We start from the raw sequence: 17,636 nt of genomic DNA, 5'->3' as shown, positions 1-17,636 counted from the left end.
ACAAATGTAGAGCTATGTTAATTTGGAATTGTGGAGCTTCAAATACGTACAAGCAGTCGTAAAACTTGCTTTGTTTACAAGAAAATAGAGAATAATGCTTTGGATGAAAAGTATCTTTTTCGAGTCAAAAGAAGGTTTGTACTGACTCAAAAAAGTTTGGCCTTGACTGAGTAATAATTCTTTTCGACCAAAAAGAGGTTGGTTTTGGGTAAAAAAAGTTCTGCTTTGATTAAAAGAATGTTCGTTTTGGGCAAAGAAGGGTTTTCTTCGACTAAAAACAGGTTCGCTTTGACTAAAAAAAGTTCTTCTTTGACTAAAGAAGGACTGGCTTTGACTAAAAAAAAGTCTGCTTTGGGTAAAAAAAGAATTTTTTCAACTAAAAAAAGGTTCGCTTTGACCAAAAAAAGTTCTGTTTTAGTCAAGGAAAGGATGGTTTTGACTGAATAAAGATTTTTTCGCCACGAACGACATGTAAATTGTCGCACCTATTTCAAACTGCAATATGTTCACTTAGAGGCGAGTTAAGTAGAATTGAGAATGGGGTGTTTCTTATAAATCAGCTTGGATACTTCAGAGTTGCCACTAAGCGGTAAATGAGTAATCTTAACAAAGGTGAATCCTGAGTAGCTCGGGAAAGGGATAGAATTATCAATCAGCTTTGCTCCTACGTTGTTTTCTCTTCTTCCGAACGAGGTAAACGAAATAGGGTATGTTTAACAGTCCGATCAGAAGAACAATGTTGATCCACACTATTCTCCAGAAAATCCCCTCCTGAGTCAGCGTGATTAGTTCAGGGGTGGCACCATTCAACTCCGAAATGTTTTCTATTTCAATATAGTTTCTCCCATCTTCATAAACTGCAGGCATATCTAAGTATTCACCGTCTTGCCGCTCGATAATAATTCCCTCCAAGTACGCATCGTCATCATCATACAAAAACCACTTGCTATCCTTTGGCTCCATTTCAAAATCAGCTATTCTCCATGAGGATATCAAGAAAGGATATCGACTAAAATAGAGAGGCAGTTGTACATAGTTGCTCTCACCGTACCCCTCGCTATATGGAGTTATTCTTATAGTCTCATCGGTGGAATTGCGAATTTCGAATCCCGCTAAAAAATAAGTACCAAACGTCCACATCACTAATATATCCAAGCACGTCAGGATACTGGGCAATAGAAGTACCGAGCTGATGATCAACTTAACATTCAATTTCATCACGGGTCCAAGGTAAGTATAAGCTGAAATAGCTTATTCAATACTTTTGCTACGCAGGATTTGTAATCCTGCGTAGCAGGGATTCTCTTTTACCTCAGGTGTTTTCTTTTTTTCCTTGATCCTTTGTCTTCGCTCCAAAGAACTTGTAATCCTGCGCTTTGAAACTACCTGGCAGCCTCAACCACCTTCAAAAAATCATCCGCATTCAAACTAGCGCCAGCACAGCAAAGATTGATTTGGAATACAGACTAAGTTTGATCCCATCCCGAAAGAAATGTAAAAAGATAGGCTACGATGAAATGATAAAAAAGGCCCTTTGAATTTCAGAGCCATTTAATTAGTGAGCGTTCCGAACAGACAATTTTCTTCGCAATAATGCACTCAAATTTTCGGCTTAAACCTGTTACAACCAATTTGAATTTTCACTAACTTAAGGGTTCACTTTGAACTATTTATCAGCCAATAAAAAACCTATCAAATGCCACGCAAGTTTTTCATTTTCGTCAGTTTTTCATCGCTTACGCTCGCCGTTTATTCACAAGGCCTAGAACCTTCTCAGGGAGATGGTTCCCCCGGAGATCCTTACCAAATTGAAAACATTGATCACCTGATCTGGATGAGCGAAAATTTTGAAGCTTTGGATAAGTCTTACATCCAAACCACGGATATAGACGCCGCCTCTTCTTCTAGCCTAAACGAGGGTGCTGGTTTTAAACCAATAGGGACTTTTGTATTTAACCAATATGAGTACGCCTTCTCAGGAGAGTATAACGGAGATGGCTACAGCATCTCAAATTTGACAATAAACCGTCCGGATACAAGCGAATATCAAGGGTTATTTGGCTGCATTGCCAATGGATCCATTTCAAGTCTCACCCTAGAAAATGCTGCTATAACGGGAAACATTTATGTGGGAATTCTCTGTGGTTACCTTTTTCTCAATTCATCGGTCACAGATTGCTCTACATCGGGAGATGTATTAGGCACAGACTCAAACATCGGAGGCATGTTTGGAGCGATTGGCGGAAGCCTTGACGTCGCCGAAATTACCAATTGCACTGCCAATGTTACCATTACCGCTACGGGAATAGGTATAGAGAGAGAACACGTTGGAGGCTTTTCGGGTTTAATCGATTCTGCAGAGCTCCTAGAGTGCAATGTAGAAACAAATATAAGTGCGCCTACATACGCCAAGGTAGGTGGTTTTACAGGAAGTGGTAGTGAGGCTATAATGCGGCATAATGAGGTCTCAGGAGCAGTCCTTGGAGGATCACTTGTAGGAGGGTTTGTGGGCAATACATCCTCAACAGCGATAGACTCTTGCCAAAGCCAAACGTCCGTTGAATCCATAGGAACAGGCTGTGGCGGATTTTCGGGGCAAATTATCTTAAGCAACGTGAAGCACTGTTATGCTCTAGGCGATGTTACAGGAGGTGGATCAGCCGTTGGTGGCTTCAGTGGAAGCGTCGCATCTTCTACTATTCTGCAAGAATCATTTTCGAACTCCAACGTGGTGGGACTGGGAAACTACGTCGGCGGTTTTATTGGTAATATGCAACAAGGAGGGTTAGTTAAAAACTGTTACGCCCGAGGTTCGGTAGAATCAAGCGATGACTATTCGGGCGGCTTCGTCGGCATCAACAATATGTTATCAGATATCGTAAATTGCTACAGTACGGGAAACACCAGTGGTACCGAAGAAGCTGGTGGCTTCGGTGGTTACAAATTCGGTACAATAAGCGATTGCTTTTGGGATACAGAAAGTTCGGGAATCGAAGAGGGTTTGGCAGTCTCTGGAGGAACAGAACCAGTACAGCTTACTGGAAAAAACACACAAGCCATGAAGGACGAAGAAACCTATACCCTTCTATCGGAGGGTGAGCTTTCCACACCTTGGGATTTTGTGGAAAACCCTTTTGACGATACTGCCGACGAGGACATTTGGGCCATTGATCCTCAGATCAACAATGGGTATCCTTACCTCACAAAAAACATCACTCCTCAAGGGGTTATTACCTCGGTATCTGACTTTAACGACATTTATAATCGAGCTGGATTCGATTTAGTGCTATTCCCGAATCCCTACAACCCTGCATCACAGCAATTGAATATTTCCATTCCCTCAATCCATTTCGAATCGGGTTTATACACTTTTGTAATTCTTGATGTACAGGGTAAAATTCTCCATCGCAAGGATCAAACCATCCAATTGAGTTCGAGCGGACAGGATGAGGGAATCGTTTCTTTCGACTTAGCAGAAGGGCTAGAGTCGGGAGTGTATTGTGTTGTTCTCTTCCGTGAAGAGCAATTTGTTGCTCAGGGAAGGCTCGTAGTGCAAGATTAGGAAGCGCGTTTTTAGGATTGCGAATAGGATACGTTTAACCAGCCCCGATAATTTTATTCTATGTGGCTGCTCAATCAACCTCTTCCAATAGAGAAGGACACTGATGAAACCCAATTTTTAGTTAGCTAGGGTTAGCCTACTCCAAAAAACTCAGCATTACACCGCTAGAGAACTACTCGCTACAATCTACTATCGATCAGGTACCATCGACTATTACCCCGCAGCCTCAACCACCTTCAAAAAGTCATCCGCCTTCAAACTCGCTCCTCCGATCAATCCACCATCCACATCGGGTTGGGCAAATAGCTCGGCAGCATTGGCTGGCTTGGCGCTTCCGCCGTAAAGGATGCGAATGCTATTGGCAAAATCGGAATTGAAAAGCTCACCAAGAACATTGCGGATCTCCGCGTGCATCTCTTGCGCTTGTTCGCTACTGGCTGTCTTTCCCGTACCAATGGCCCAAACGGGTTCGTAGGCTACCACGAGATCTTTGAGTTCGCTGGCAGAGAATCCTTCCAAAGCGGTTTTTACTTGATGCGATACCACTGATACGTGTTGGCCACTCTCCCGCTCTTCCAACTTTTCGCCACAGCAATAAACGGGACGAATTCCCGCCGCTACGCAGGCGGCAATCTTTTCGCGGATCTCCTCGTCGGTTTCGCCGTGGTATTCGCGGCGCTCGCTGTGTCCTACGATGGCGTAGCGCACCCCCGCAGATTGGAGCATAACCGCCGAAAACTCGCCCGTAAAGGCTCCGTCCTCTTCCTGAGTGCTGACGTCTTGCGAACCTATCGCAACGGCATCATTGGCATGAGCCGCCATTTCCGAAAGGTAAAGCGAAGGTGGCGCCACCATCACATCTACCCCGCTCGGGATTTCACTCGATCGATCAACCAATGCTTGCAAAAGAGCCTTTGCATCGGCGTGATTTTTATTCATTTTCCAATTTCCTGCTACTAGGGGTTTTCTCATGGTTATGTGTTGTTTGATACTTCTTTAAAGTCAGGGGTAAATATAGCTTTCTAAATTCGTTCAGCGTGACGAGTTCACGCTCCGATTGTCGTCTCAACCCCCCGAGGCAAAACGTATATCAAGTGATAGAATGAATTGGTTTTTCTTTTCCCTTAGATGAAAAGAAACAAAAATCATTTGTTTTCCCAAGGTGCGTCTTCGGTCGCTTTTGAAAATTTAAGCGACCTCCCGACTCGCTCAGTCAAATTATTCGCTCCCTATCGGTCGTCTGCATAATTTGCCTCGAGCTGCACTGTGGGAAAACGCTTATAATACATCAGGCATCGAGCCTGATGTATTTAATTATGACCGTGACGTGACAGTCATAACTAAGTTTAGCCTATTCGCACCCTGGGATCAAGGAGTCCATAAATGATATCCACAAAAATATTGATCACCACAAAACTTGCCGCAATCACCAAAACACTTCCCATCACCACGGGAAAGTCATCATTTTGCAAGGATTGAAATACTTGCAGTCCAAGCCCTTTCCAGTTGAAAACAAACTCGACGAATACCGCTCCTGCCAACATGGAGGCAAACCATCCCGATACGGCCGTCACCACGGGATTCAATGCGTTTCGTAAGGCGTGCTTAAATACCACTGCATTGGGCGAAAGCCCCTTGGCACGAGCGGTACGGGTATAGTCTTTCGACAACTCCTCCAGCAGCGCATTTCGCGTAAGCTGCACCACAATGGCCAACGGACGAATTCCGAGAGTGATCATCGGTAAAATGAGATTGCCCAAGGCTAGATACTCGCCCGTAAAGACGTCTACATCGTAGAGGGAACCCGTCATACCCAATCCTGTTCCAGGCAACGTTAAGGCAGCATCACGAAAGAGGAGGAAATTAAAGTCGAAGAGCAATACCGTAAGCGAATTGACCACCAACAAGACCACACCCAAAAGTGCGCCTTTGATAAGCCACTCCACCGATTTGATCCACGATCGCGGTTTTCGAGTCAAGGAAATTCCCAAACCAATCAAGGCTAAAACAATCGGAATAGCGGGCAAGGTAGTCTGCACCGACCAGAGGTAGCCACCGATCCACGAGATGATAATGGCACTGAAAAACGAAGGCGCACTCATGCCCAACACCGCCGAGAATAGAGAGAACCCGTCGATAAAACGGCCTTTGTATACTGCGGTGACGACTCCCAGCAGTATCCCGAAAAACAAGGCGAAGAAGATGGCACCTACGGCCAAGACCACCGTACCGGGTAGCGCCTCGGCGATGATCTCGCTCACTTGCTTTTTGGACTGGTACGAGCGCCGCAAGTAAGGTGACTTGAGCACCAAGACCGTTTCGCCAAAATCGACAAGCTGCACAAAATTGTACTTCGACTCATCGAGGTAAACACGACTCTCGGGCACTTCATTGTGCAGCGATAGTGGACTGATGTCATTCATGTATAGCGCGTACTGCTTGCCCCACGGCAGGTCTAGGGCCAGTTCTCGCCTCACCCGCTCTATCGCCTCTTCATCGGCGCGCTGTCCGAGCAGCATCGCGGCGGGATCGCCTGGATTGATGCTGAAAATAGCGAACACTAGCGTCACTACTCCCCAGAGAACCAGAAGGCCGTAACCGATTTTTTTGAGGATGTAGTTAGTCATTGTAGATGGTCGATGGTCATTAGTCGATGGTCGGTTGTAATCAGCAAAAAAACAAAGATTTATACTGAGTACTATGTACTATCGACTATCTACCAATTATACGTCAAATCTTTCCAAAATTAATCGCTTCAGATAAAGCCGATATTCCTCATTTAAGATAAACACCTTCCACCTCTTCAAAACTCGGCGTATCATTCCCATGCCACTTCTTGATGATCTCTCCGTTTTTCATCAGGAGAATTCCCGGGTTGGCGCGAATGATGGTTTTCAAAAAGATCTCATCGCCCGTATGGAATGGAAAAGCCAGTGAATTTTCGTGACGTAGTTCTTCGTATTCCTCGTAGGGAGAAGAAGTCATCGCGTAGAAGTCGTAGCCTGCTCCTTCAGCGGCTAGTGCCAATTCATTGAGCTTCGCAAGGTTCTCTGTTTTGGCTTTCCCAACATCGTAAAGCACTACCATAAAGCTGTAGTTCTCATCGTTGAGCAGCTCTTCGCCAATGTCGTAGTCTTCAGCATCCATTACATTGAATGTCGCGATAGGCGGCTCGTAGCCACGTTCGATCACTATCGGGTTGGGACTTGTGTAGACGATCTTCCAGGACTTATCCTTCCAGATTTCTTGTTTCAAATATTCATCGGAGTTCATCGCCATGGTCTCACCCGTTTCGGAGTTCTCCAGCTTGTAAACGTTGGCGTACTTGGTGGGTGTCACACCCAATTCGGTCGCCGATTTCATTTGGTCTTTGATGTTCTTGCCTTCGGCATAGGGACGGTAGTCTTTTATGGGCAAGTGATTGTATGTGTATGAAATAAAGGCGTAAGTGATGACTGATAAACCCATTCCCAGAAAGAACTCCAACTTTGACGATTTCAACTTCATCGCCTTCAGGAGATAAAAGATTAGGATAGACACCACTGTAAAATAAGTTGGGAACATCCATCCGAATAACCAGCCGCCAAAGACCAAGACAATCAAAATGGAGAAAGGGAAGATGATCAGATCTTCTTTCTTCGTATTGACTTTGATGAAGCTGTTTCTGATCACCACAACGAGCGTCAGGAAGAAAAGACCCAAATCTTTGTAGAATGATTCCCACGGTGTCAGCGACCTCCCTACGGAGCCTCTCAATGCATCTCCGAAGCAACCGCAATCCGTCACGCAAACACGATCGAAAGCTTCACCAGCTGAGATGGCGGCCATTTGAGCATCGTTGCACTCGGCGGTGAAATAGGTGAGCCATCCGAAGAACAGCGTCATTCCCAAAAGGGTAAACGACACCACGCGGGCGGCCGCGCCAAAGAGCAATGCGAGACCCAACAAGACTTCAATTCCCGAAACGAAAATGGCTATTGCCAGCGCGTAATCGTGGAAAATAGCCCAGAATGCTCCCAGTGCATTTTCGTCAAAGTACTCTTCGAGTTTGATACCGAAACCGACGGTGTCGTTGGCTTTGATCAATCCCGAAACGATGAACACAGAACCTACAACGATCCGAGCGAAAAATGTTGCCGCTTCGGGTTTCTTGGCCATGATCAAGATACCCGGAACGAGTGCCAATACGGTCGCGATCCAATACACATTAAACTCATCTACAGCTTCGGGATTGGCAAATCCCAAAACAATGAGGAAAAGGCCTGCGGCCAAAAGAAACAATCCCAATACGCGGTTGCTAGTTGACATATTTTTATTTTAAATTATTCTTCGTTTTCCGAACATATTCTTCGTGTGTAAGGACAAAATATAACGTTCAATTTTCTTTACTTCTGTTCTTTTCCTGTGGAAGAGAACCAAAATTCATTTTTTTTCCTAATGTGTGTCTTCGGTCGCTTTTTGAAAAGCTAAGCGACCTTTCGACTCGCTAAGTCAAATTATTCGCTCCCGAGGGTCGTCTGCATAATTTGCCTTGAGCTGCACCGAGGAAAACGTTGATAATTGATTCGGCATTGAGCCCAATCAATTTCATTGTGCCTAAGGCGTGACATCTACGGCTTAATTGAGTCTCGCAAATAAACCTATCAATTTGATGCGCAATGTCATTTCTCAAAAAGTTATTTGAATAAGATCCTGGCATTGTATTAATCGTTCTCAGTTTCATTCAGGTGAATCATCGCAAATACTGCATAATTTACAATGTCGTAGTAATTGGCATCGATGCCTTCAGAGATCAAGGTCTTCCCAAGATTATCCTCGATTTGCTTAATGCGAAGCAATTTCATCAAGATCAGATCAGTGAGTGAAGAAACGCGCATATCTCGCCAAGCCTCACCGTAGTCGTGATTTTTCTTCTTCATCAACTCATATGATTCGTTGATGTACTTATTGTACAATGCTTTGGCCTTATTCTCGTCCAAATCCAATTCATCGTCTTCCATGAGCTCCAACTGAATCAAAGCCATCACGCTATAATTGATGATCCCGATGAACTCGGGGCGTATCCCTTCATCTACAAGCGATTGCTTCAAGTCCTGAATGGTACGAATGCGATTGGCTTTAATGAAAATCTGGTCTGTAATAGAACTGGTGCGAAGAATGCGCCAAGCGGTTCCGTAATCGCTCATTTTCTTAAAGAAAATATCTTTGCATTCGTCTACTACTCGGTTGTACTGTTCGGAAGTTTTATCGGACATTTATACCTCTTAATTACAAATAGATTTCAGCCGTGAAAGATACCGGTTTTTCGAAAGACCAAACTATGAAGATCAACGGGGAAATACGAGTTTTTAACAAGCCGTTAACGATGGGAATCCTCAACCTCACAGATGATTCCTTCTATGCAGGTAGCCGAGTGTCGGGCCGTGAATCCATTTTGGCGAAAGCCGAAGAGATGCTGATACAAGGGGCAGATATTTTGGATTTGGGCGCCTACTCCACCCGTCCAGGTGCAGATGATATTTCCGCAGCCCAAGAAACGGAGCGCCTGATTGGCGGGATTAAAGCCATCAAAGACAAGTTTCCCGAGGCCATCCTTTCGGCTGACACCTTTAGAGCCGAGATTGCCCGAAAGGCAGTAGAAGCGGGCGTGGCTATCATCAACGATGTAGGCAGCGGAGTAGTCGACCAGGAGATGTTTGATACGGTCGCTGATCTTGGTGTTCCCTACGTGCTGATGCACAATCGCGGCACTCCCAAAACAATGAACTCCCTGGCAAACTATACCGATGTAGTCAATGAAGTCGTTTTTGAGCTTTCTCAAAAACTAGATGTGCTTCGAAGAAAGGGAGTGGCTGATGTGATCATCGATCCAGGATTTGGGTTTGCCAAAACGGTGGATCACAATTTTGAAATGCTCCTCCGATTGGATGAATTCAAGATGCTCGGATGCCCCATATTGGTAGGGGTTTCACGAAAATCAATGATCTGGAGAACGCTGGGTACAAGTGCTGAAGAAGCGCTGAATGGGACTACCGCATTGAACATGGTTGCGCTGCAAAAGGGAGCGAGCATTTTGAGGGTGCACGATGTGAAGGAGGCGCGGGAGTGCGTTGAATTGGCGTTTCGGCACCTCGGCTACAGTTCGGCTCCGCTCACTGACCGCGCTCGGTGACCTTCAATCGGTTTTCAAATCACAAGAAGTACTGAGGTGATTGAGCGGAGCCGAAGTAACTGGCATTTCGGCTTCGCTCAATGGCCTTAAAACCTCTTGCTAATGGAGAACGAGATTGTTTGTTCAATTACGAATATCTAAGGTCGTTGAGCGGAGCCGAAACGCCGATTCATTCACCCTTATCCCCAAAATAACTTGAATTCTGACAAACCGCCAACTCATGCAGCAGATCAGGGGCTCCTGCCATAAGAGCTTCTTTCTTTTTCCGCGACCAACCTTGGACTTGTTTTTCCCTGTGAAATGCAAGGTCGACTCGATTGTACTCTTCAAAGTAGATCAATTCGATAGGCAATCTTTTCTTGGTATAGATTGCTCCAAACCCCTTTGAGTGTTCAAGAACTCTTTTGTCTATATCATTCGTGCTACCTGTGTAGTACGTTCCATCGCAGCATTGGAGAATATACATCCAGCCTTTCATGGTGTTAAAATACGGCGTTTCGGCTCCGCTCAGCGGCCTTAGACCATCTTGTTGTGAAAATAGGAAATTCTAGGTGACTGAGCGGAGCCGAAGTAACCGGCATTTCGGCTCCGCTCAATGTCCTTGGATCATGATGTTGTGACCACAGGAAATTCCAGGTGATTGAGCGGAGCCGAAATAACCGACTCGTCAACTTCAATTCAGCCTCGCACAATGGCCTGGCTCGCTGACTTGCGACTCTTGCATAGATCATTGGATATCCCTTGAGAATTAATTAGCTTTATAAATTGGAGTGAGGAAAGAGATCAACAACCGATCAAATATTCCGTCATATTCAATTCACTTACACTGATCGCTTTTAACCATTTTCCAATTAAAACAACCGCCATGAATCCAGTACTACCAAAAACTATATACCACTTTATTTTAAGCGGAATTATGATTTTGTGCTTTACGCTTAATGCCCAAAGTCAAATTACATTCCTAGAAGTCTTACCCGAAGAAGGCGCTGATTTTAATGAAATAGGAAAGGATAGCCCATCTATTGCTTTCTCTGATGTAGATGGTGATGGGGATGAAGATGTCTTGATTTCAGGGAATTTCGGAATTACCCCGCAAGGTCCTGTACCTGGGTTTCCCAAACTCTACACGAATGATGATGGGACGTTCACCCTTGTAGAAAACACACCATTTGAGCTAATTTACGCCAGCACTCTTGCCTTTTCAGATATAGACGGAGACGGAGATGAAGACTTGCTGATTACTGGAGGAAATGGAAATGCGTCTGATCAAACCTTAGCGAAACTTTATTCAAATGATGGAGGCACCTTTAATTTAATTGAAGATACCCCATTCACAGGTGTTATTGACGGCTCAATTGCCTTTTCTGATGTAGATGGAGACGGGGATGAAGACTTGTTTATAACAGGATCGAATACAACAGGGGGAACCGTATCGGCCAATCTCTATACAAATGACGGAGGGAGTTTCAATTTGATAGAGGACACGCCTTTCGTCGGTGTTCGTTATGGCGACATTGCCTTTGCCGACATAGATGGAGATGGTGATGAAGATCTTTTAATTACGGGGCGAAATCAGTCATTCAGCCCCGTTGCCGAGCTCTATTCAAATGATGGAGGAAATTTTTCTCTGATAGAGGACACTCCCTTTGAGGCAGTTTCCTATAGCTCTGCTGCATTCTCTGATATAGATGGAGACGGAGATAAGGATGTTTTGATTACGGGTTCAAACTCTATGGGCCAAGGAAGTGTGGGTCTTTATACAAATGACGGCGGAAACTTCACTTTGGTAACTGGTACTCCGTTCTCACCAGGAATTTCGGGCTCTGTTGACTTCGCGGATGTTGACGGAGACGGTGATGAAGATGTATTAATTACGGGACGACCCTCGGTCTTTTCAGGTCGGACGAGTCTCTATTCCAATGAAGGAGGAAATTTTACGCTAGTTCCGGATGACCCTTTCACTGATGTAAGTCAAAGTGCTGCCGCCTTTTCGGATGTAGATGAAGACGGTGATGAGGATGTTCTAATAGTAGGTAGGGCAAATGTGATCATTGGTTACATAGCTAAACTTTACCGAAATACAACCGACGAATGTATTGACCCTTTTCCCGCAGTGGACGAATCGAGCTTAAACACAACCTTTCTGGGAGATTCTTATTTGGTAGAATGGGATCCTGTGCCTGGCCAAATTGCTTGCCAATTGCAATTGTTGACTGCAGATGGAGAAGGGATAAAAAGAACAACACTTTTTGGCGATGATGTTGACAGTGCCGTTATACCTGATTTTCTTTTGGAACCGAATACCGAATACAAGTGGCGAGTTCGCTGCGGCTGTTCTGTCGAACCCATTATAGCCGGTCCTTTTAGTTCGTTTCAGTTTTTTACGACTCCTGGGGTCCCCCCGATGATTTCATCATCCCCGAATCCTTCTGAAGGTCAGGCATTCGTAAATTTCACCGTGGTGGAAGAAGGTTATGCTACCCTTGAAGTCTTCGATATGAGCGGTCGCTTGGTTGATGTCATCTTTGCAGGTTTGGCTCAGCCAAATGCTGATTACCGCTTTGAATATGACGGTTCAGCTTTGCCAAACGGAGTTTACCTCTACCTCTTGACGACAGAAAACGAAGTTGTAACCGAGAAATTTATGATCGCGCGTTAAAGCCAAGCTTTAATTGATGCGATTCAATTCAACTGATCAGCGTTTCGGCTCCGCTCAGCGGCCTTAGACCATCTTGTTGTGAAAATAGGAAATTCTAGGTGACTGAGCGGAGCCGAAGTAACTGGCATTTCGGCTCCGCTCAATGTCCTTGGATCATGATGTTGTGACCACAGGAAATTCCAGGTGATTGAGCGGAGCCGAAGTAACCGGCGTTTCGGCTCCGCTCAACGACCTTAGACCATCTTGTTGTGAAAATAGGAAATTCTAGGTGACTGAGCGGAGTCGAAGTAACCGGCGTTTCGGCTCCGCTCAACGGCCTTAAACCATCTTGTTGTAAAATAGGAAATTCCAGGTGACTGAGCGGAGCAAAAGTAACCGGCTCGAAAACCAGATAAACCCTAAATTTGTGAGTCAAGTCAATTGTGTAAAACAAATGACCACGCCAGAGAGTTAGGAAAATATGGATTACACCGAAAAAAATATACCTGTTATCATAGTCGGCGGTGGCCCATGCGGAATAGCCGCAGGTGCCGAGTTGAAAAAGCGCGGTATTGAATCGCTCATAATCGAAAAAGGAAGTGTGACGGAATCTATCCGCAGGTATCCTTTACGCATGACGTTTTTTAGCACCGCCGAGAATATCGAGATCGGCGGAATTCCTTTTGCCACGAGCAATGTCAAAGCTAATCGCAACGAAGCTCTGCAGTATTACCGAAAGGTGGCGGCTTATTTCCATTTGAATTTCAGTCTGAATACTGAAGTTACGAGTATAAAGAAACAAGGTGAGCAATTCCATGTGGATACGACCAAAGGAGTCTTCACCGCTCAGAAAGTAGTTCTAGCGACGGGCTACTTCGATATAGCTCGGCTGCTCAATATCAAAGGAGAAAACCTGCCTCACGTCAGCCATTATTACGACGAGCCTTATCGTCACTCTTTCCAGAAGGTAGTGATCGTAGGTGGCGGAAATAGCGGTATCGAAGCGGCACTCGAGTTGTACCGTCACGATGTAGACGTGACCATGGTGGTGCGCGGTGAGAGCTTGAAGCCTACCGCCAAATATTGGCTCGTTCCTGACATTACCAATCGAATCAAAGAGGGAAAGATTAAAGTCATTTCCAACTCGACCGCAAGGGAAATCAGAGAAGGTGAGATCGATGTTGAGACGCCCGATGGTTTGCAAACATTGGAAGCCGATTTCGTTTATTTGTTAGTTGGCTATTTGCCAGACGAAAAACTGCTGCGAAACTCTGCTCTAGATCCTGACGAGCAATTGCTGGTAAAGCATAACGAAAAGACCTACGAGACAGATGTAAAAGGACTCTACCTCTGCGGAACCGTTCTGGCGGGTGTGCGCACCGAAAAGGTCTTTATCGAAAACGGCCGAGATCATGCCATCGCTATTGCGGATGATATAGTAAAGAAGTACGCCAAAGTCTTAGTCGAAGAATGACCGAAATCGCCGCGCTGTTTGAAGATTTCGAAACGAATTACCCTTCGGATATTCGTGAAATAGAACTGAGTCGAGGTGACTTTTTAATTCGTCAGGGACAAGTGGAGCGGCACACGTACTTTGTACTTTCAGGTGCTGTAGCCGTCAAGCTTTTCAAAGAGAGCGAAAGCCATACGATCCGTTTTGGCTACACGGGATCTTTCTTAAACTCCATACCTTCCTTCTTCGATAATTCGCCTTCGCACTTCGATATCGTGGCTTTGAAGAAAACCAGGGTCAAAGCTTTTGCCAAAAGCGCACTATTTGAGCTTATCGCTTCGAGCGAAACATACAAGGACGCGTACATTTCGGTTCTAGAAAACCTGACCACTCACTTCGTCGAGCGGGAAATAGATCTGCTAGCCTCCTCTCCTGCCGAGCGTTATCAGCGCGTCTTGGAGCGCAGCCCCATGCTCTTTGAAGAAATTCCGCTTAAGCACATTGCCGACTACCTGCGCATGACTCCCGAGACGTTGAGTCGCCTGCGAAAATCTTGATTTGAATCAATGTTCCTTACCTTTTACTCATCTTACTTTGTCATATGAAAAAAGATGAATTTCTTGATCTACTCGATCAACGCTTAGCCGATATTGATTCAGCACTAATCCAATTTGAAAAGGAAACGGAAAAAGCATTGTCCAAACCTCCCGAAGAGGGAAAATGGAGTGTGCTTGGAAATCTTGAGCACTTGCATCGCTACAACGAATTCTACATCCCTGAATTTCGCAAGGTGATGAAACGCGCACCCATAACCGAATCTCAAGAAATGCAGAGAGGCAGGTTTGGAATGAAGTCCGCCATATCCATGCTTCCCACAGAGTCAGGCGTGGACAACCCGATGAAGACATTTAAGTCCAAAAACCCTTTGTATGCAGATATTCCACTGAGCGTTATTGATGTTTTCAAATCCGAACAGGCAGAACTAAAGGCGATCATCTCAGAAGCTCGAAACCGCGACATCGGAGCCATCAAGTGTAAGACCACCCTCCCATTAATTCGATTTAGACTTTGTGATGCCTTGGAATTTGTTATCAACCACGAGGTGAGGCATATTGCCCAAGCAAAAAGAGCGCTAGAAAGCGCTCTTCAAATTTCATAATACAAGTCTTAGAGAACTATTTCTTCTCGTTCTCCTTTTTTGTCAATACGATTCCGTCTTTCAACATTTGGTAAGCAATGGTTTCTGCATACTCAATAGAGAAAGAATTTATAGAACTAGGATCCATGGTTTCCGATCTTGCAGACCAAACCAATGCTTCAGTTTCTAAATCATGAAGAACGGCTTCCAAGGTATAAACGGTGCTGGAGGTATAATACCCTTCTTGGTATACTTGAGGAGAGTGGTATCCGTAATAACCCCAGTAACTGCCATAGTAACCATAATTCATAGGGTAATAACCTCCGTATCCCCCATAACCCGCTGTAGAATATGTGGCAGGCACATAGTTTTCTTTCTCATCAATAGATACCAAGGCAAAGGTTAGGATACTATCGAATCCTTTACTTTTCAATTCGTCAGAAATTTCTTTTTTCTTGGCATCGGTCAAATCCATATCAGGGGTAATCGTTCCCTTTATGGCTTGTGCGTTGACTTTTCTTTTTTGGAGCATATCAACCAAATCAGCTGCTATACTCTTGTCAGTCAATTGATCTCCAACTAGTCCCACTACGAAGATATCGTCATATGGTCCCTTTGCCTCCGGAGATTTATATGTTCCTATGATCTTAGTGGAATTACACCCTACTAATATGGCAATCAGGGGAATAACAGCTAAACTATTTAATATTGTAGACTTCATTTTGAATCTTCTTTCTGTAATTACGGCAACCATCTCAGCCCAAGTTGAAATGCTAAAAAGCTGTGCGCCTGTAAACTCTTGCTTTCAAAGGATTGGTGATAGGTAGATACGAACAGTAAATCAGTGGATGGTGAAATTTCAAGCCCCACACCTATTTCCGGCTGAATCCCAAAACGGAATGATGTTTCGTCAAATTGAAATCCCGCAAACTCTCTGCGTTCATCTACCCAATGAAAACCAGCTCCAAAACCAACATGAGGTGTAACTACTCCATAGCGATCAAAGTGATACTTACCCATCATAATTGCAGGAATCATATTAAGGTATCGAAACTCTTCTCCTGTTACGGTTAGTGTCTCCACATTATAACTTTGAGAACCTAGCTCTTCGTAAAACGTTTGAACACCTGTAGAAAAACCAAGGCTCCATTCATCATTCAAGAAGTAATCACCCGTAACTGCAAAACCTCTAAAACTGGTTTCGCCGATATAATCAGCTGATGTTCCCATAGGGATAGCCACGCTGTACATGACTGATGTCATTCCATCTCCTTGCCCGAAAGAGCAGAATGGAATAAGGCTGAGAATAAATAATAGCTTTTTCATAATTACTCGGCTACTTTTAAATAAGGAGATTGATTAAAACACTTGTCAATCCCGCTTTCAATTCTGGTTTTGACGTCATTTCTATTGTCAGACAGGGCTCCATTAAGCGCTCCTGACCAAACAATGGGTATAAACTCTTCTTCGGGATCGATACCCTCAACATCTACCATATCCATAAGAAGCGTACCATATGTATAGCTGTATACATAACCGCCCCATGGATAATAGGGATAGCCAAACCAAGGATAGTAACCACCCCAATAATAACCATAGTCATAAATCACTCCCGTAGAAGTAGCACTCCAAACTGCGGGCTTAATAATAAGATCAGCGTCAAAAGGATCATCCACTCTTGTGTAACCTCGCACATCCATATTCATCTCAATAGCGTCCAAGATTGTCTGATCGTAGGTTCTGTCGATAACGGGATCACGATCTTCAGGATCAACTATGTGCACTACAGAGTCAGGCATAGCATAATTCACATCGCTGGTAAAATCATAACCTGAATCATAGTTGGTCGCTACCAAATCTGAATCGGAGTAGTAAACGGGCCCCTTTGGGTAGCACCCACCAAGAAGGGCTATAATGGCCAATCCGAGGGGAAATCTAAATAATGTTGACTTCATAAAATAGTTTTTGCGAGCGTCAAATCTACACTTATTTCGTTTATTTGCGACAAAATTGATCATCATGAAAACAGTTCTCAGTCTTCTGCTTGCACTATTTAGTTTATCTACGTTCGCTCAATATGGAGGAGATGATTCCAATGGAATTGAAATTTCCGGTTTTTACGGATACCGATTCGGTGGTAAAGTTGATGTGTTTTACGGACCCGACTTAGGCTACGTCAAAATAAATGACAATGCTGCTTATGGAGTTGATTTAAGTTATCGAATAAGAGATAAATTTTTCGTAAACCTGCAGTGGAGCAGGCAAGACACCGACATGGACTTTTACGGATATCAAGAGATCGGAGCAGAATCATTGGGTGATGTGGCTATTGAATACTTTATGGTTTCAGCGTTGAGTGACTTAGGTGATCCTTACGGTCAAGTTGTCCCTTTTGGTGGGGCAGGGATCGGGATGATGGTAGGTACACCAGACAATAGAGAGCTTGGACTAGATGCTTCTTATCGTTTTGCATTCACACTTCAAGCCGGCCTGAGAATTTGGTTAAGCGACAGAGTAGGACTTAGACTGAGAGGCGCGATGTTAGCTCCTATGCAGTGGGGTTCAGGTGGACTATTTTGTGGAACAGGGTCAGGGTGTTCTGTAGGAGTTGGTGCCTCTACGACTATTCTCCAAGGAGAATTCACAGGAGGAGTCGTTGTTAAGCTCTAAGAG

At 44.5% G+C, this 17,636-nt stretch carries 17 protein-coding genes; 7 read left to right on the top strand and 10 right to left on the bottom strand.

Annotation, left to right across the window (positions count from 1 at the left end):
• Positions 1–146: 146 nt before the first annotated feature.
• Positions 147–422 (bottom strand): hypothetical protein, encoded by a 276-nt coding sequence (locus tag O3Q51_05550; protein MCZ4408262.1) that lies wholly within the window; start codon positions 420–422, stop codon positions 147–149.
• A 226-nt stretch (positions 423–648) separates the two neighbouring features.
• A complete protein-coding gene (locus O3Q51_05545) occupies positions 649–1,218 on the bottom strand; it encodes a hypothetical protein (GenBank protein ID MCZ4408261.1) in 570 nt (189 codons plus the stop codon).
• A gap of 478 nt (positions 1,219–1,696) precedes the next feature.
• On the opposite strand from O3Q51_05545, the gene O3Q51_05540 reads away from it, so the two are divergent.
• Positions 1,697–3,562, top strand: a complete 1,866-nt coding sequence (locus tag O3Q51_05540) for a hypothetical protein (protein ID MCZ4408260.1) — start codon at positions 1,697–1,699, stop codon at positions 3,560–3,562.
• A gap of 213 nt (positions 3,563–3,775) precedes the next feature.
• Here the strand turns inward: O3Q51_05540 and tpiA are convergent, their stop codons facing one another.
• From tpiA to O3Q51_05520, 4 genes are all read right to left on the bottom strand, one after another.
• Complete coding sequence (tpiA, locus tag O3Q51_05535; protein MCZ4408259.1) at positions 3,776–4,534, bottom strand: triose-phosphate isomerase; 759 nt, start codon at positions 4,532–4,534, stop codon at positions 3,776–3,778.
• A 374-nt stretch (positions 4,535–4,908) separates the two neighbouring features.
• Positions 4,909–6,189, bottom strand: coding sequence for an ABC transporter permease (locus tag O3Q51_05530; protein ID MCZ4408258.1), 1,281 nt, complete (start codon positions 6,187–6,189; stop codon positions 4,909–4,911).
• A 148-nt stretch (positions 6,190–6,337) separates the two neighbouring features.
• Complete coding sequence (locus O3Q51_05525; protein ID MCZ4408257.1) at positions 6,338–7,870, bottom strand: DoxX family membrane protein; 1,533 nt, start codon at positions 7,868–7,870, stop codon at positions 6,338–6,340.
• A gap of 395 nt (positions 7,871–8,265) precedes the next feature.
• Positions 8,266–8,817 carry a DUF1599 domain-containing protein gene (locus O3Q51_05520; protein ID MCZ4408256.1) on the bottom strand — a complete coding sequence of 184 codons (552 nt, stop codon included), beginning with the start codon at positions 8,815–8,817 and terminating at the stop codon, positions 8,266–8,268.
• A gap of 65 nt (positions 8,818–8,882) precedes the next feature.
• Between O3Q51_05520 and folP the strand changes: the two genes are divergently transcribed.
• Positions 8,883–9,734 carry a dihydropteroate synthase gene (gene folP / locus O3Q51_05515; protein ID MCZ4408255.1) on the top strand — a complete coding sequence of 284 codons (852 nt, stop codon included), beginning with the start codon at positions 8,883–8,885 and terminating at the stop codon, positions 9,732–9,734.
• 169 nt (positions 9,735–9,903) lie between these two features.
• Here the strand turns inward: folP and O3Q51_05510 are convergent, their stop codons facing one another.
• Complete coding sequence (locus tag O3Q51_05510) at positions 9,904–10,212, bottom strand: GIY-YIG nuclease family protein (protein MCZ4408254.1); 309 nt, start codon at positions 10,210–10,212, stop codon at positions 9,904–9,906.
• Positions 10,213–10,599: 387 nt separating this feature from the next.
• Here O3Q51_05510 and O3Q51_05505 point away from each other — a divergent pair, with 387 nt between their 5' ends.
• From O3Q51_05505 to O3Q51_05490, 4 genes are all read left to right on the top strand, one after another.
• Positions 10,600–12,393 carry an FG-GAP-like repeat-containing protein gene (locus O3Q51_05505; GenBank protein ID MCZ4408253.1) on the top strand — a complete coding sequence of 598 codons (1,794 nt, stop codon included), beginning with the start codon at positions 10,600–10,602 and terminating at the stop codon, positions 12,391–12,393.
• Positions 12,394–12,853: 460 nt separating this feature from the next.
• Entirely contained in the window at positions 12,854–13,846 is a 993-nt protein-coding gene (locus O3Q51_05500) for a YpdA family putative bacillithiol disulfide reductase (protein ID MCZ4408252.1), read from the top strand.
• Complete coding sequence (locus tag O3Q51_05495; protein ID MCZ4408251.1) at positions 13,843–14,382, top strand: Crp/Fnr family transcriptional regulator; 540 nt, start codon at positions 13,843–13,845, stop codon at positions 14,380–14,382. Before O3Q51_05500 ends, O3Q51_05495 begins: the two co-directional genes overlap by 4 nt.
• Before the next feature lie 44 nt (positions 14,383–14,426).
• Positions 14,427–14,984, top strand: a complete 558-nt coding sequence (locus O3Q51_05490) for a DinB family protein (protein MCZ4408250.1) — start codon at positions 14,427–14,429, stop codon at positions 14,982–14,984.
• 16 nt (positions 14,985–15,000) lie between these two features.
• Here O3Q51_05490 and O3Q51_05485 read toward each other — a convergent pair whose 3' ends face one another.
• Genes O3Q51_05485 through O3Q51_05475 form a run of 3 tightly spaced genes read right to left on the bottom strand, consistent with a single transcriptional unit; the run spans position 15,001 to position 16,918 of the window.
• The gene (locus O3Q51_05485; protein MCZ4408249.1) at positions 15,001–15,684 is read right to left on the bottom strand and encodes a hypothetical protein; all 684 of its coding nucleotides are present in this window, start codon (positions 15,682–15,684) and stop codon (positions 15,001–15,003) included.
• A gap of 20 nt (positions 15,685–15,704) precedes the next feature.
• Positions 15,705–16,289 (bottom strand): outer membrane beta-barrel protein, encoded by a 585-nt coding sequence (locus O3Q51_05480; protein ID MCZ4408248.1) that lies wholly within the window; start codon positions 16,287–16,289, stop codon positions 15,705–15,707.
• Positions 16,290–16,291: 2 nt separating this feature from the next.
• Entirely contained in the window at positions 16,292–16,918 is a 627-nt protein-coding gene (locus tag O3Q51_05475) for a DUF4136 domain-containing protein (protein MCZ4408247.1), read from the bottom strand.
• 64 nt (positions 16,919–16,982) lie between these two features.
• On the opposite strand from O3Q51_05475, the gene O3Q51_05470 reads away from it, so the two are divergent.
• Positions 16,983–17,633, top strand: coding sequence for a hypothetical protein (locus O3Q51_05470; GenBank protein MCZ4408246.1), 651 nt, complete (start codon positions 16,983–16,985; stop codon positions 17,631–17,633).
• Positions 17,634–17,636 lie beyond the last annotated feature (3 nt).

Source organism: Cryomorphaceae bacterium 1068, assembly GCA_027214385.1.
GTDB lineage: Bacteria > Bacteroidota > Bacteroidia > Flavobacteriales_D > Cryomorphaceae > JAKVAV01.
This window is presented reverse-complemented; position numbering and strand designations above follow the sequence as displayed.